The 14630-nt window shown below is 74.2% G+C and carries 10 protein-coding genes; 3 read left to right on the top strand and 7 right to left on the bottom strand.

Annotation, left to right across the window (positions count from 1 at the left end):
- Positions 1-11 precede the first annotated feature (11 nt).
- The 7 genes from OHU35_RS06670 to OHU35_RS06640 are packed head-to-tail and all read right to left on the bottom strand — an operon-like array spanning position 12 to position 7975.
- Entirely contained in the window at positions 12-1583 is a 1572-nt protein-coding gene (locus OHU35_RS06670; RefSeq protein WP_405505014.1) for an aromatic amino acid lyase, read from the bottom strand.
- 48 nt (positions 1584-1631) lie between these two features.
- Entirely contained in the window at positions 1632-3026 is a 1395-nt protein-coding gene (locus OHU35_RS06665) for an amidase family protein (RefSeq protein ID WP_405505013.1), read from the bottom strand.
- Positions 3019-4038, bottom strand: a complete 1020-nt coding sequence (locus tag OHU35_RS06660) for an acyl-CoA synthetase (protein WP_189724480.1) — start codon at positions 4036-4038, stop codon at positions 3019-3021. Before OHU35_RS06660 ends, OHU35_RS06665 begins: the two co-directional genes overlap by 8 nt.
- Before the next feature lie 2 nt (positions 4039-4040).
- Positions 4041-4340 carry an acyl carrier protein gene (locus OHU35_RS06655; protein WP_405505012.1) on the bottom strand — a complete coding sequence of 100 codons (300 nt, stop codon included), beginning with the start codon at positions 4338-4340 and terminating at the stop codon, positions 4041-4043.
- A 55-nt stretch (positions 4341-4395) separates the two neighbouring features.
- Positions 4396-4830 (bottom strand): hypothetical protein, encoded by a 435-nt coding sequence (locus OHU35_RS06650; protein WP_189724478.1) that lies wholly within the window; start codon positions 4828-4830, stop codon positions 4396-4398.
- Positions 4831-4850: 20 nt separating this feature from the next.
- Positions 4851-6623: a prenyltransferase/squalene oxidase repeat-containing protein gene (locus OHU35_RS06645; protein ID WP_405505011.1), complete on the bottom strand. Its 1773-nt coding sequence runs from the start codon at positions 6621-6623 to the stop codon at positions 4851-4853.
- Positions 6620-7975, bottom strand: coding sequence for a phenylacetate--CoA ligase family protein (locus OHU35_RS06640; protein ID WP_229872950.1), 1356 nt, complete (start codon positions 7973-7975; stop codon positions 6620-6622). The genes OHU35_RS06645 and OHU35_RS06640 overlap by 4 nt, the downstream gene beginning before the upstream one ends.
- A 434-nt stretch (positions 7976-8409) precedes the next feature.
- Here OHU35_RS06640 and asnB point away from each other — a divergent pair, with 434 nt between their 5' ends.
- From asnB to OHU35_RS06625, 3 genes are all read left to right on the top strand, one after another.
- Entirely contained in the window at positions 8410-10263 is a 1854-nt protein-coding gene (gene asnB / locus OHU35_RS06635; RefSeq protein ID WP_405505010.1) for an asparagine synthase (glutamine-hydrolyzing), read from the top strand.
- A gap of 185 nt (positions 10264-10448) precedes the next feature.
- Positions 10449-11612 (top strand): exonuclease SbcCD subunit D, encoded by a 1164-nt coding sequence (locus OHU35_RS06630; RefSeq protein ID WP_359894949.1) that lies wholly within the window; start codon positions 10449-10451, stop codon positions 11610-11612.
- Entirely contained in the window at positions 11609-14614 is a 3006-nt protein-coding gene (locus OHU35_RS06625; protein WP_405505008.1) for an AAA family ATPase, read from the top strand. Before OHU35_RS06630 ends, OHU35_RS06625 begins: the two co-directional genes overlap by 4 nt.
- Positions 14615-14630 lie beyond the last annotated feature (16 nt).

Raw genomic sequence — 14630 nt, 5'->3', positions numbered from 1 at the left:
GGATGTGGGCGTCACACCGCCGCGGCGTGACGGGCTTCCGCGTGGGTGGCGTCGGGGTCGGTGACGGCGAGCGGCAGGAATCGGGCCCGGGCCCGCCCGGCCGCCCTGGTGATCTCCTCGGCGAGCGGACGGTCCCGGTCCAGGGGCGGGAACTCCTCCCGCAGCTCCCGCCACAGCCGTCCCTCCTCCCGGTCCTGGTGTCCCGTCAGGTGGGCGAGCTGGTTGACCGCGAGGAGCAGTGAGCCGAGGATCCACCAGGCCCGTTCGGTCATCTGAGCGACGGCGTTGGCGCTGTTGAGGGCGAGCGGCACCTGGTCCTGGTTGTGCAGATTGGTCGGTACGGCCGTCATAGACGCCGGATGGCCCAGCTGACGCAGCCGGCTCAGATGGGAACTCGCGGCGATCTGCACCCCCGCGAAGCCGCTCCCGGCGCCGGGCCGCGGCGTCAGCAGCGGCGGCAGACCGCCGTTGGCGGCCGGGTCCAGCACCAGGGCGAGCTGCCGCTCCAGCAGGTGGGCCACCTGGTGGACACCGCAGGCGTGCGTCTCGGAGACGAACGCGACGGGCGCGGCGTGGAAGTTGCCGCCGTGCAGCAGGGTGCCGTCGACGAGCACGGGGTTGTCGCTGCACCCCTCGGCCTCGTCGGCCAGGACCGAGCCCTGGAGATCCAGTTGGTCCAGGACGGCCCCCAGGACCTGCGGGGCGCACCGCAGCGAATAGCGCTCCTGGAGCGGCCGGTCCGGGCCGGGGGCCGTGCCGGTCCCGGCGCCGGAGGCGGTGCGTTCGGCCCGGATCCACGCGGCGGCCGTGCGCTGCCCGGGCTGGTTGCGCACCCGCTGGAGAGCGTCCTCGTAGGGTTCGCCCGAGGCGCCGAGCAGGGCGGCCGTACGGCCGGTGACCACCGCGGCGGCCCGGGTGAGCGCGCCGAGTTCCCGGTGGGTGTGCAGGGCGCGGGCCAGGCAGGCGCTGCTGCCGTTGACGAAGGCGAGTGCCGACCGGGCCTCCCATTCGACGGGCGGCAGGTCCAGGGCGGCCAGTACGGCCGACGCGTCCTCACGCCGCCACCCGTCCGCGGGGCCCTGGCACCATGCCTGTCCCGCGCCGTCCGCGGCGAACGCCAGTGCGGCGTGGGCCAGGGGCACCAGGTCGCCGCTCGCACTCAGGCTGCCTTCGCTCGGCACCACGGGGACGAAGCCCGCGTTCACCAGGTCGGCGAGGCGCCGCCATGTCTCCGGCGCGACGGCGGAGTGCCCCAGGGCCATGCCGCGCAGCCGTAGCCAGACCATGGTGCGGGTCACCTCGGGCGGCAGCGGATCCCCCTGCCCGGTGGCCAGGTGGGAGATGAGGCCGGTCCCCTGACGGGCCGGGTCCGGGTCGGCGGGATGGTCCACCAGCGGTCCAAAGCCGTGGGTGACGCCGTAGACGTGCCGGGAGCCGTCGAGGCCGGCCAGGGTGCGGCGGGCCGCCGCCATACGGGTCTGTTCGGCGGATGTCGGTTCCAGTGGGGCGGTGCTGCGGTCCAGCAGGGCACGCACCCGGGTGTCGGGCGATCGGCTGTCGTCGGATGAGCGGGGGAGGGGCATGACTGCCTTCCGTCGTCCTGGGGTGGGCGGATGTGCGGGCCCGCCGTCTCAGCTCGGCCGGAAGCCGAGCGGGCCGACCGCCTCCTCCAGCAGTCCGGCCAGCCGGATCAGCAGCGGTTCGTGGTCGCGGCGGGCGATGAGCTGGACGCACAGCGGCGCGCCGCGCTCGTCCCGGGCGACGGGCAGGGTGAGCGCGGGCAGCCCGGCGAAGCTGGCGAGCGGTGTGTAGGCCACGCGCAGGTCGTAGTCGGGGTCCTCGGGGGACGGGATGGTCGACATCCGGGCGTCGGCGGCGGCCAGGTCCGGCGGGGCGGCCGGGTCCAGGGGCAGCAGCCAGGCGTCGACGCCCGCGGCGTCGAAGTCGCCCTCGACCGTGGCGCGGGTGTGCGCCAGGCGCTCCAGGATCCAGGCGTAGCGCTCGTCCGTGACCTTGGCACCCACCTCCAGCGCGCCCCGGGTGGTCTCGTGCAGGTCGGCGGGCACCCAGGGCCGCCACACCTGGTAGGCGTCCCAGGCCTGCCGCGCGCACAGCTCCCAGGCGGGTCCGCGCAGCGCCCACAGGTCGTCGGCCCGCACCGGGCCGACCTTCTGACCGCTCGCCTCCAGATGCCCACAGGCCGTCTCCAGCGCCCCGCGCATGACGGGCCCGCAGGTGCCCTCGGGCCCTTCGGCGTTCGCGACGACACCGATCCGGTACGGGCCCTCGCCGGCCGGGCGCTGCGAGCCGAGCCGGTCGAGTCCGAGGAGCGGCCACAGGTACGCGAGGTCCGCCGCGCCGCGGGTGACCCAGCCGAGGGCGTCCATCGGCGGGGAGAGCGGGAAGACCCCCTCCAGCAGGGAGGGGCGCTGCGTCATCCGCAGTCCCACCGTTCCGCACTGCCCGGCGGGCCAGCGCACCGAGCCCAGCACGTCCGTGCCGAGGCCGAGGTCGCAGATGCCGGCGGCCACCGACACGGCCGTACCGGTGCTGGAGCCGCCCGGGTCGATCCGCGGAATGTACGGGTTGACGCACTCCGACCCCACCCCGATGTTGAGCTCGGTGGTGACGACTTTGGCGGTCACGGCCGCGAGTTCGGGCGGCAGGGCGGCGATCGCCGGGTTCGAGGCGCGGGCGTGGTGACGGTGGCCCCGCAGGCCCAGCCGGGTGGGGAGACCGGCGACGTCCACGGTGTCCTTCACCCCCACGCGCACCGGTGGGGCGTCCGTGCCGAGCGGGGCGCGCTGGACGGTCGCCCGGTAGCGGGCGTCGGCCCGGTCCGACCAGTCGGCCTCCGCGGTGCGCCACTCCTCGGCGGTCAGCGCGCCCCGGGTCCGGGCCGCCACCCTCTCCGGCAACGGCAGCGCCATCGGTGCGCCCGGCCGCGGCGCCTCGGGCGCGGTGTTCCAGCGCGCCTTGTGCGCGTAGTCGGTGATCGCGTCCTGCGGTGTGGGGGCTTCAGACATGCTCGGCCTCCTGGGCGGGGTGTGCGGTGGCGGTGAGCTCGGCGGTGAGGACCTTGCCGGTGGCGCTGCGGGGGATACGGGGTACGCGGTGCACGGCGCGCGGCGCGGGCAGCCCCGAGGGGAGCCGCCCCAGCCGCCGGCGCAGCTCCGCCGGGTCGACCGACGCGGGCCCGGCGTAGAACACCTCGTAGTGCTCTCCCCGGACCGGGTCGCTGACCGGCGCGCAGACGAGGTCGAGGCCGGGGCAGCCGGCGCGGGCCAGGTCCTCCACGCGGGCCAGGTCGCAGCGCACTCCGTTCACCTTGACCAGCCGGGACGCTCGCCCCACATGGTGGAAGGTGCGCGGAGTCACCGGCGCGACGAGATCGGGCAACTCCCAGTCGTCCGGGGGCGCTTCGGTGCCGGTACGGCGGGCCAGCCGAGGACTGGTGACCCTCAGCCGCTGGACCGTTCCGTCGCCGTCCGCGACGCCGCCGGGCAGCACCTCCACGTCGGGCAGCAGGCGCCAGGGCAGGCCTCCCGTGTGCTCACCGGCGACCGGGCGGTGGGCGACGGCCCCGGTCTCGGTGGAGCCGAGCAGCTCGTACGCCCGGAAGCCGGTGTCCGCGAGGCGTTCGGCGACCTGGTGGGCCGCAGGCGTGGCCGGGCCGGTGCTGTGCAGGGCCGTCACCCGGCCGTGCCGGGCCAGGGCCGCCGTGTGCCGGGCGAGCAGCTGCCACGTGGAGGGCAGACAGACCAGCAGAGTGGGAACGCCGTCGTCGAGCGGCGGCACGGTGAGGGGCTCGTCCCACAGTCCGGTCACCGGGACGTCCTCGAGCCGGGGCAGCTCCCGCCCGTACAGCCGGCCGTAGAGGTGGCCGGGAGGCGCGTACGACACGATGCGGCCGAACCGGGCGGAACCCAGCACCACGTCGTGCACCAGCGCCGCCTCGGCGTGTAACTGGGCCTCGGTGCGCAGCCAGGTCACCGGCGGGCCGGTGCTGCCGGAGGTGGCGAAGGCGATGTCCGGCACGGTCAGCTCCCGAGCCCGAGGGCCGCCGTGTCCTCCAGGCGCTCGTGGGTGAAGCGCACCATCCGCTCCACGCTGGAGAACCAGAAGCGGACGTCGTCGGCGACGAAGTCCACCTCGATCCCGAACTCGCTCTCGATGGCGGAGATGCACTCCATGGCGGTGAGGCTGTCGTAGCGCTCACCGAGCGCCGTCTGGAGTTCGGCGTCGGAGGGGACATCGGTGAAGGCGTCGCCGATGCGGGTGGCCAGGACGGCACGGGTCCGGTCGTGGATCTCTTCGCGGGAGGGGAGGGTCGTGGTCATGGTCGTACTCCTTGCTGGTGGTACATGGGGTGGTGAGGTGCGGGCGCCGGTGCGGTCAGACGGCGGCGGCCGGCGCGGGTCCCACGGCGGTGCCGTCGGCCCGGCGCAGCCCCTCGCCGGCGCCGAGGTAGACGTCGGAGGGCGAGGTCGGCCGGAACTCCAGGTAGCAGAAGGGGGTTCGGGCGTCGGCGCCGAGCGCCTCGGTGACGCAACGGGCGAGCCCGTCGCGGAAGGCGTCGTCGCGGTCGGGTCCCACACAGCACGTCACCGACGCGTGGCGCGGGACGGAGCCGTCGGCGTCCCCGTCGTGCGGCAGGGCCTCGACCGGCATCCCGCCGGAGAAGACCGTGCTCTCCTCGGTGGGTTCAAAACGCACGACGACGTGACCGGCCTGGACGCCCTGGGCGGTGAGCCAGCGGGTGAGGCGCAGCGCGACGGCGCGACGGCGGGGTACGGGGAGTTCGGGGGTACGGATGGTGATCGTGGGCACGTGGTCTCCGGTTCGGCGGTTCAGGACAGGGCGAGGGCCGGCAGCGCGCCGGGGTCCGCGGCCAGGCGCCGGGTCAGCAGGGTGCCGAGACAGTCGGCGAGCGGCCCTCCGCCGCCGGGGGCCAGCGGGCTCCAGGCGGTGCCGTCGGTGCCGCGCACCCGGTCGGTGAACGCGGAGACGTGCCCGGTGTCGAGAGCGAGCCCGGCCCGGTCGGCCGCCAGCACCGCCTCGTAGGTGGACAGCAGGTCGGGGACCCGGTTGCCCTCGCCCGCGTAGCCGCCGCCGCGCACGCGATGGCGGGCGAGCAGGACGCCGACGGCCTCGCGGGCCTCGTCGGGCGGGGCGAGGCCGGGGCCGAGGAGCAGCCGGACGCGCTGGGCCTGAAGGGCCGGGCGCAGGCCCGGTTCGGCGCCCGGCACGTTGCCGTGCGCGAACGGCTCACCCTCGGCGGTGCGGCAGGAGTCGACGAAGGCGAGGGCGCCGGCGAGGTCGAGGCCGAGCCCGTCCGGTCCGCCGAGCAGGGCCGCCGTCTCCACCGCGGCGGCCGTGGACACCAGGTCGGACCCGCGCCCTTCCCAGTAGCCGAACCCGCCGTCGGCGTTCTGGAGTTCGGCCAGCCAGTCGGCGATCCGGTGCCGGGCCGCCCGGTCCTCGGCGAACGCTCCGGCCGCGAGGGCCCACAGGGTGCAGCGCACCTCACTGCCCCGGCCCGGCATGTACATCACGCCGCCCTCGTTGGGCAGTTGGCAGCCCTCCAGCCAGCGCACCTCGTCCGGGCGCGGGGCCGCGGGGCCGGCCGAGAGCACGGCGGCGGCCGTGGACAGGGCGTCTGCCGCGACCCCGGGTTCCCGGTAGGTGTAGCCGCCCCCGGGGCAGCCCAGTTCGGCGATGCGGGCGGTGACGGCGTCGGCGACGGGGGCGAGGGGCGCGCCGAGCGCCTTGAGCGTGCCCACGGCACAGAAGGAGGCCCAGACGTCCTCGACGTCGTACCCGTCCCAGCGGACGAAGGCGCCGGAGGGCCCGCGCCGGCGCATGACCCACTCCTGGCAGCCGTCGGGATCACGAGGCGTCCGGCCGAGCGCCGCGAGCGCGCCCACGGCCCGGTACGTCGCCCACAGGCAGGGCACCTCGGCGGCGGGCGCGAACCGGAAGCCGCCCTCCTCGCCCTGGCGGTCGCGCAACCAGTCGGCGAGCGCATCCACGTCCCACGGCGGCTCTCCCGAGGCGCCGTTGTCCGTGGCGGCCCGCCAGGCCATCACCCCGTAGTAGCAGGCCCGTACGTCGGCCTTGCCGCGCCGGGCGTCCTCGGGGGACCAGCTCAGTCCGCCCTCGGCGCACTGGAGCCGGCTCAGCCAGTCCAGCAGCCGGGCGCGGTCGGGCACCGGGCCGCCGCACAGTTCGACGGCCGTGCGGGCGGAGAAGTGGGTGGCCCACACGTCCGGGGCCTGCCCGGGGAGCATCGCGTAGGCGTCGCCGGACCAGGTGCGCTCCAGCCAGCGGGCGGTGGCCTCGGTGCCGGGCACCGGGCGGCCCATGTCGCGCAGCGCCTGGGTGCAGTAGAAGGTGGCCCAGGCGTCGGAGAGCATGCCCCGGCTCCAGGCGTAACCGCCGTCGGCGTTGCGCCGGCCGGTCAGATAGGCGGCGGTGCCGTCCGGGTCGGTGACGGTGTCGCCGCGGTCCAGCCAGGCCAGCGTCCGCACGGCGGCATAGGTGCACCACAGGTCGGGTTCGCCGCCTGACACACCCCGGCCCCGCGGCGCGCGGGGGGCGGTCGTCGTCACGGTGGCGGTCATCGCGCGACCTCCACTTCCCGGATGTTGGACCGCTTCCAGCTCTTCTGCGAGGCTCCGCTCTTGGTGTTGGCGGGCAGGGAGTTGACGAACACCACTCCGTCCCAGCGCAGCCCCAGCAGCTCCTCGGACCTGGCCTGGACGCGCCGGCACTCCTCGGGCTCGCCGTCCCGCCCGGCGCCGATGCCGCGCTCCAGGAGCAGCCGGGCGTAGGTGCCCTCGCTGTCCACCTCCAGCAGGTAGCCGGTGGCGTCGGTGACGCCGTAGACGACCTCCTCGACGGCACGTACCGACAGCGGCGTGCCGCGCACGCGCAGGCCGTCGCTCGAGCGTCCGTGGACGGTGATCCCGGGCGCCGCGCTGCCGCACGGGCAGTCCGCCTCGACGGACACCTCGTCGCCGGTGTCGAGCCGCAGCAGCGGCCTGGCGTGCGCGTTGAGCGGGGTGACGACGAGCCGTCCCTGCTCGTGGCCGCCCCGGTCGTGCAGCGGGACGACGCCCTCGGGCGTGGCGAGTTCGAAGTAGGTGGCGGCCGGCAGCAGGTGCTGGCGGCCGTGCGCGCAGGCGGCGGCCAGCGTGCCGGTCTCCGTGCTGCCGTAACTGGCGTCGTAGACATCGGCGTTCCACCACCGGCCCAGCCGGGCGCGGAAGGGAGCGGTGTTGACCTCGCCGAGCAGCATCAGCCGCTCGACCGAGGAGTTGAGTTCGTCCAGCTGCCCGCGCTGGGCCAGCAGCCGGGTGAACTGGAGGGCCACGCCCGGGGCGACGAACACCGTGGTGGGGCGGTAGGTGCGCCACATCGACTCCAGCCGGTCCCAGTCGGAGATGCCCGTGGCGAACGGATAGGCCCGGATGTGCGCGTGGTCGAGGTACTCGCAGACCCCGGCGACCAGATCCGCCACCGGGACGATGTCGGACGGCAGCAGGATCACCACGCGCTCGTCGGAGCCGAGCAGCGGGCGCCACGCCTCGGCCACCGAGACGGTGTTCCAGATGGTGTCCTCGGCCCGGCGCGGGGTGGGCGTGGGCTGCCCCGTGGTGCCGGTGGTCTCGTAGTACTTCGAGGCCTCCGTCGGCGATACCGCCGCGAAGTCCAGGGGCCGCGCCTTGAGTGACTCGCGCGGCGTCACGGGCAGGTCCCGGAAACGGTCGAGGGAGAACTCCCCGATATCGGCGCGGCTCTCACCTGCGCCGTAAGCCCTTGTTCCGCGCGCGCGTTGCCAAGCCGCGGAGAGCTTTTCCGTGTAGAAGTACTCGGCCGGGATGCGGCCTTGATTCTCCCTTATCTCGTCCTGTGCCTCACGAAGTATTGTCTGGCGTTTGTCGGTGTGCAGGATCACACGAACCTCGCTCAATTATCGCTTGTCGCTTGCGCACAGCCGGGAAGAAGGAGGGGCTGTACGCGCCCGTGGCGTCGGTCTCGACGGGCCGCCCTGCGAGGGTCGGGAAGCCACAGCTCAGGGTGTGGCGCAGGGGTCAGGAGCCCGACCCACAGCGAACGTATAGCACTAAAGGTGAGCCGTGCAACCGGCCCTGGGGGGCTCAACTAGCCCTGTGCGACCGAAAATCGACGACCTTGGTGGCGCTGTAAAGCGGCTACTGCCGAGTACGTTGCCCGAGTTGGTTTTCCGGCCTAGTCTCGACGAGCGTCGAGGGGAAACCGGCGTCATTTTGAAGCTGCGGTTAATCGAGCCCGAACAGCGGGTTTCGTGCCCTGTTGGAGCGCATATCGCACGCCGTTTTACCCGGCAGTCCGCAACCCTCATCCGAATCCGGTTGGAGCTTTCTCATGTGCGGAATCGCAGGCTGGGCCGACGTAGGACTCGACCTCACACGGGAGGTGGACGGCGTAGAACGGATGGTGCGGACCATGGCCTGCCGAGGGCCGGACGCCGCCGGAATCCACGTCGGCACGCACGCGGTCCTCGGACATCGCCGGCTGGCGATCATCGATCCGGAAGGCGGCAGGCAGCCCATGGTGGGGCCCGCCGAGCCGGACCGGCCCGCCGGGGACAGGCCGGCCGTGGTGCTCAGTTACAGCGGCGAGGTGTACAACTTCCGCGAACTCCGGGAGGAACTCCGTGGGTTCGGTCACACCTTCCGCACCCGCTCGGACACCGAGGTCGTCCTGCACGCCTATCTCCAGTGGGGCCAGGACTTCGTCAGGCGCCTCAACGGCATGTTCGCCTTCGCGCTGTGGGACGAGCGCGAGGAGCGTCTTCTCCTGGTGCGCGACCGTCTCGGCATCAAGCCCCTCTACGTCGCACGGCTCGGGACCGGTGTGCTGTTCGGCTCCGAACCGAAGGCGATCCTCGCCCACCCGCGCTTCCGTGCCCGGCTCGACAGCCAGGGACTCGCCGACCTCCTCGGCTTGATGAAGTCGCCGGGCGTCACCCCCTACCGGGACATCGAGGAAGTGCCGCCGGGCTGCGTCGCCGTCCACGACCGCGAGGGGCTGCGGACCGAGAGGTACTGGAGTCTGGGGCGGCAGCCGCACGAGGACGACCTCGGCACCGCGGCGGACACCGTGCGGGCCCTGCTGGAGGACACCGTCTCCCGCCAGATGGTCACCGACGTGCCGCTGTGCACCCTGCTCTCCGGCGGACTGGACTCCACGGTGCTCACCGCGCTGGCCGCCCGGGTGCAGGCCCGCGCCGGCGAACCGCCCGTGCGCTCCTTCGCGGTGGACTTCACCGGCAGCGAAGCCGACTTCAAGGCCAGCGACTTCCGGCCGGAGCGCGACTCCCCCTATGCCCTCGAAGCCGCACGGCACATCGGCACCGACCACCGGCTCATCGAGCTGTCCGCCGACGAGCTCACCCGAGACGCCAACCGCGACGCGGTCCTGCGCGCCCATGACCTGCCGTACACCTTCGGCGACGTCGACACCTCGCTGCACCTGCTGTTCCGGGGGATACGCGAGCACTCCACCGTCGCCCTGTCCGGCGAGTCGGCCGACGAGGTCTTCGGCGGCTACGCGTGGTTCCACGACCCGGCCGTCATCGAGGCGGCGGCGTTCCCCTGGCTCAGCCGTATGCAGCTGATCACACCCGAGCTGCTCTCCCCGGCCTTCCGGGCGGCCACCCGCTTCGAGCAGTACCGCGCGGACCGCTACCAGGAGGCCCTCGGGGAGGTCGAGCACCTGCCCGGCGACTCCCCGTCGGAGCGCCGCATGCGTGAGATCAGCCACCTGCACCTCACCCGCTGGCTGCCCGCGCTGCTCGACCGCAAGGACCGGCTCAGCATGGCCGCCGGACTGGAGGTCCGCGTGCCCTTCTGCGACCACCGGCTCGTCGAGTACGTGCACAACACGCCCTGGGACCTCAAGACACCCGACGGCGACCCCAAGGGCCTCCTCAAGCGGGCCACCCGGGACATCGTGCCCAGGTCCGTCCTGGAGCGAAGGAAGAGCCCCTACCCGACCACCGCCGACCGGCTCTACGAGAAGGACCTGCGGGCCCGGACCCAGGCGCTGCTCGCCGACCGCTCCTCTCCCGCCTTCGACATCGTCGACGCCACCGAGCTCGGCCGCATGCTCGACCACCCCCAGGGCCACTACGACACACAGCTGCGCCGCAACGGGCTGGAGACCGCCCTGTACCTCGACCGGTGGATGCGCGAGTACGACATCGCGCCGGAATGACAGTACTGCGGCATAGATGAGGATATGTCCGCTGAATCGCCGCAGAAGAAGGCAGTGGCAGGCCGAGGTTCGTGGTGGACCAGGTGCCCACACGCGTTAGCGTGGTGGGTCTGACAGTGAGCCGTCCTGGCTCGCGCTGGTCGTGGAGCGGTAGCGGGGAGAGGCATGCGGGTCGGAGCGGTGTCGTGAGACTGCTGCACACATCCGACTGGCACCTCGGCCGGTCGTTCCACCGGGTGAACATGCTCGGCGCCCAGGCCGAGTTCATCGGCCGGCTCGTCGCGACCGTGCGGGAGCGGGCCGTGGACGCGGTGGTCGTGTCCGGGGACGTCTACGACCGGGCGGTTCCGCCGCTCGCCGCGGTCGAGCTGTTCGACGACGCCCTGCACCGGCTCGCCGACCTCGGCGTGCCGACCGTGATGATCTCCGGGAACCACGACTCGGCCCGCCGTCTGGGGGTCGGCGCGGGCCTGATCGGGCGGGCCGGTATCCATCTGCGGACCGATCCGTCGGCCGCCGGTACCCCGGTGGTGCTGGCCGACGCCCACGGCGAGGTCGCCTTCTACGGGCTGCCGTACCTCGAACCGGCCCTGGTGAAGGACGAGTTCGGCGTGGAGAGGGCCGGGCACGAGGCCGTGCTGGCCGCCGCCATGGACCGGGTCCGCGCCGACCTCGCCACCCGCGCGCCCGGCACCCGCTCCGTCGTCCTCGCGCACGCCTTCGTCACCGGCGGCGAGCCCAGCGACAGCGAACGGGACATCACCGTCGGCGGCGTGGCCGCGGTGCCCGCGGGCGTGTTCGACGGCGTCGACTACGTGGCGCTCGGGCATCTGCACGGCTGCCAGACCCTCACCGAGCGCGTCCGTTATTCCGGTTCTCCTTTGCCCTACTCCTTCTCCGAGGCCCAGCACCGCAAGAGCATGTGGCTCGTCGACCTGGGCCAGGACGGATCTGTCAGCGCCGAGCGCGTCGACTGCCCGGTGCCGCGCCCCCTCGCCCGGATCCGGGGCACGCTGGAGGACCTGCTCGCCGACCCGGAGCAGACACGGCACGAGGAGTCGTGGGTCGAGGCGACACTCACCGACCCGGTCCGCCCGGCCGACCCGATGGCCCGGCTCACCGAGCGCTTCCCGCACACGCTCAGCCTCGTCTTCGACCCCGACCGCACCGAGGACGACCCCGACGTGTCGTACGCCCGGCGCCTCGCCGGCCGCAGCGACCAGCAGATCGCGGAGGACTTCGTCGCCCATGTGCGCGGCGCCGGACCCGACGCGCACGAACAGGGCGTGCTGCGGGACGCGTTCGACGCGGTCCGGGCCGACGAGACCGTACGGGAGGTGGCCCGGTGAGGCTGCACCGGCTCACGGTCACCGCCTTCGGCCCCTTCGGAGGCACCCAGACCGTCGACTTCGACGAGCTGTCGACGGCCGGGCTGTTCCTGCTGCACGGACCGACCGGCGCGGGCAAGACGTCCGTCCTCGACGCCGTGTGCTACGCCCTGTACGGCTCGGTGCCGGGCGCCCGGCAGGGCGGCGGACAGGGCGCGACCCTGCGCAGCGACCACGCCGCACCCGCGACCCGCACCGAGGTCGCCCTCGAACTCACCGTCGACGGACGCCGGTTGGAGGTCACCCGCCAGCCGCCCTGGGAGCGCCCCAAGAAACGCGGGACCGGCACGACACTCGACAAGGCCCAGACCTGGCTCCACGAGTACGACGCGACGGCCGCGGCCTGGAAGGACCTCAGCCGCTCCCACCAGGAGATCGGCGAGGAGGTCACCCAGCTGCTCGGCATGAGCCGGGAGCAGTTCTGCCAGGTCGTGCTGTTGCCCCAGGGCGACTTCGCCCGGTTCCTGCGCGCCGACGCCGAGGCCCGGGGCAAGCTGCTCGGCCGCCTGTTCGACACCCGGCGCTTCGCCGACGTCGAGAAGCGCCTCGCCGAGCGCCGCCGTGCCACCGAGGCCCAGGTGCGGGAGGGCGACGCCGCGCTGCTGGCCGACGCCCACCGTATGCAGCAGGCCGCGGGCGACGCCATGGAGCTGCCGGACCTGGATCCTGGCGAACCCGGGCTGGCCGAGGCCGTGCTGGGCGCCGCCGCCGTCGCCCGCAGTACCGCCCGGGAACAGCTCACCGTCGCCGACTGCACGCTCACCGCCGCCGAGTCAGCGCGGGCCGCCGCCGGCCACGTCCTCGACGACGTACGCGAACTCGCCCGGCTCCAGCGGCGGTTCGCCGAGGCGCGGGAGCGGATGACGCGCCTGGAGGAGGGCGCCGAGGCGTACCGGGAGGCGCAGGCGCGCATGGAGCGGGCCCGCAAGGCCGAGAGGGTCGCGCCCGCCCTGGACCTGCGGGAGTCCGCCGACGCCGAACACCGGCGGGCGGCCGCAGCCGAGGCACGCGCGCGAGCCCTGCTGCCCGAGAGCTTCACAGACGCGGGCGCGGCCGGACTCGCGACGGCCGCACGCCGGGCCGCCGAGGAACTGGGCGGGCTGGACTCGGCCCGCCGCGCCGAGCGCCGGCTGGTCGAACTCCTCGACGAACGCTCCGGCCTGGACCGCGAGGAGCGCGCCGACGCGGACGTCCTGCGGGAGGCGGAGGAGTGGCTCGACGGCTGGGAGGAGACCAGCGCCGGTCTCCAGGCCCGGGTGGACTCCGCGCAGCAGGCCGCCTCCCTCGCCGAACAGCTCGCCGTACGGCGCGACCCCGCGCGGCAGCGGCTGGCGGCGGCCCGGCGGCGCGACCGGCTCACCCAGGACACCGACGAGGCCGTCGTCCGGGCCCGGGACGCACAGGAGCGGATGCTGCGCGCCAAGCAGCACTGGCTCGACCTCAAGGAACAGCGCCTGACCGGCATCGCCGCCGAACTGGCCGCGCACCTCACCGACGGCGAGCCCTGCGCCGTCTGCGGTGCCACCGAACACCCCGCCCCCGCCCGCAAGGTCGCCGGGCACGTCGACCGCGAGGCCGAGGAACACGCCCTGGCCGCCTACCAGCGCGCCGACGAACAGCGCACCGCGGACGAACGGCGGCTGGGCGACGTACGGGAGGCGCTGGCGGCGGCCACCGCCGAGGCCGGTGACACACCCACCGGGCAACTCTCCGACGAAGTCGAGGAGTTGGAGGAGCAGTACGAGCAGGCCCGCCGTGGCGCCGCCGAGCTGCACTCCGCGCGGGAACGGCTGCGGCAGGCCGGGCACGAGCAGGAACGGCGCGTCGCCGCCCGGCAGGAGGCCGCCGTGCGGACCGCCGCCCGGGTCGGACACCGGGAGCGGCTGGACCGGGAACGGGCCGGCCTGGAGGAGGAACTGGACCGGGCGAGGGGCACCCTGGACAGCGTCGCCGCGCGGGCCGCGCAGCTGGAGCGGCGGGCCGCGCTGCTCACGGACGCCGCCGACACCGCCCGCGCCGCCGAGGACACCGCCCAGCGGCTCAAGGACGCCGACGCCCGGCTCGCCGACGCCGCCTTCCGCGCCGGCTTCGAGACCCCGCAGGCCGCGGCCGACGCCCTCCTCGACGACGCCGTCCACCGCGAGCTGCAACGGCGGCTGGACGCCTGGCAGACCGAGGAGGCCACCGCACGGGCCGTCCTCGCCGAGGCGGACACCGCGGCCGCCGCCCGGCAGCGGCCCGCCGACCTGGAGAGCGCCGAGCGGGCCGCCTCCGCAGCGGACCGGCGGACCCGCGACGCCGCCTCCGCACAGGACGCCGCCGCCCGGCGCTGCGCCGAACTCGACCGGCTGTCCGCCCGGGCGACCGCCTCCGTGCACCGACTGGCGCCGCTGCGCGAGGAGTATGACCGGGTCGCCCGCATGGCAGGCCTCACCGCCGGCACCTCGGCGGACAACGAACGCCGGATGCGCCTGGAGTCGTACGTCCTCGCGGCCCGGCTGGAACAGGTCGCCGCCGCCGCGACCGTACGGCTGCGGCGCATGTCCTCCGGCCGCTACACCCTCGTCCACTCCGACGACCGCACCGGGCGCGGGCGCAGCGGACTCGGACTGCATGTCGTCGACGCGTGGACCGGACGCGAGCGGGACACGGCGACCCTGTCGGGCGGCGAGACGTTCTTCGCCTCGCTCGCCCTCGCCCTCGGCCTCGCGGACGTCGTCACGGACGAGGCGGGCGGCGTGCGGCTGGACACCCTCTTCATCGACGAGGGCTTCGGCAGCCTCGACGACCAGACCCTGGACGAGGTCCTCGACGTCCTCGACTCCCTGCGCGAACGCGACCGCAGCGTCGGCATCGTCAGCCATGTGGCCGACCTGCGACGGCGGATCCACGCACAGCTGGAGGTCGTGAAGGGCCGGTCCGGGTCGGTGCTGCGGCAGCGCGGCATTCAGGGGGGTTTGTGAGAAGGCCCTAACCCGC

Origin of the sequence: Streptomyces purpurascens, assembly GCF_045040895.1 — a bacterium.
Classification (GTDB): domain Bacteria; phylum Actinomycetota; class Actinomycetes; order Streptomycetales; family Streptomycetaceae; genus Streptomyces; species Streptomyces purpurascens.
Note: the sequence above shows the minus strand (reverse complement) of the source record. Positions and strands in the feature narration are given on the sequence as shown.